Origin of the sequence: Thiolapillus sp. (genome assembly GCF_048562965.1) — a bacterium.
Lineage (GTDB): Bacteria > Pseudomonadota > Gammaproteobacteria > Chromatiales > Chromatiaceae > Thiolapillus > Thiolapillus brandeum_A.
In genome coordinates this window covers 1-830 of sequence record NZ_JBHNMF010001149.1, presented here as the reverse complement: position 1 = coordinate 830, position 830 = coordinate 1, and the positions used below count along the sequence as shown (strand labels likewise).

The window sequence follows — 830 nt, the reverse complement described above, 5'->3', positions numbered from 1 at the left end:
TCCCGCCTATCCCGCCCAGACAAAACGGCAAACGGGGCCGGGTCGCCAAATCCGATGCGCACAACCTGTGGGAACGACTGAAGAAGCATGAGACGGCAGTACTGCTCTTCGCCAGACTCTCCCACGTGCCGTTTACCAACAACCGGGCCGAACGTGACCTGAGAATGAGCAAGGTCAAACAGAAGGTGTCGGGGTGCTTCCGGACAAGAAAGTACGCCGAGGCCTATTGCCGCATCTCCAGTTACCTGCAGACCATGGCAAATCAGGGATACAATCCGCTGGTCGCCATTCAAATGGCCTTTTCGGGACAGCTCTATGCTGATAGGGGTGAGTAGTTACCATTGGTGAATACATGAATAAGTTGGATCAGAAAGGGCAACCCGGATTGGGCGATGCTTTTTTGAAATGGGTGCTGACCAATCAGGCAAACCCCGGCAAGGTTGAGAAAATCCCGGTCACTCCTGAGCAAGATGCTGATGGAAATGAATCATACGAGGAATTCCCCAATCATTCGGCACTGTCGTCATTCGACCCTTCTGACCGCATATTTGTCGCTGTGGCGGCAATTCATCACGAAAACCCGCCGATACTTCAGGCGGCTGACAGCAAATGGCTGGGACTATGGGATGAGGCATTGCAACAAGCAGGAATCATTGTGGAATATCTTTGCAAGGATGAATTACAGCAGATATTCGATAACAAATTCTCCTGATCTAGAGTTTAGAGTAAGCAACATTGTTCCACCGTATATTTTCGGGTGAAATAAAGTTGCTATTTTGTTCATACTGCCCGTTAGAGCTTGTTCTATACGCTGATTGCTGCATCCTGCT

2 protein-coding genes are annotated in these 830 nt (G+C 49.9%); both read left to right on the top strand.

Features of this window, described 5'->3' with window-relative positions; genetic code table 11:
- Positions 1–335: IS66 family transposase (locus ACOCD2_RS22935; protein ID WP_293650650.1), on the top strand; the 335-nt coding region annotated here is incomplete at its 5' end.
- A 17-nt stretch (positions 336–352) separates the two neighbouring features.
- A complete protein-coding gene (locus ACOCD2_RS22930; protein WP_293675600.1) occupies positions 353–712 on the top strand; it encodes a hypothetical protein in 360 nt (119 codons plus the stop codon).
- The last annotated feature ends 118 nt before the right edge of the window (positions 713–830 follow it).

What these genes read in the sequence shown, in the direction of transcription:
- ACOCD2_RS22930 (WP_293675600.1), top strand. Translation starts at nt 353, where the DNA reads ATGAATAAGTTGGATCAGAAAGGGCAACCCGGATTGGGCGATGCTTTT.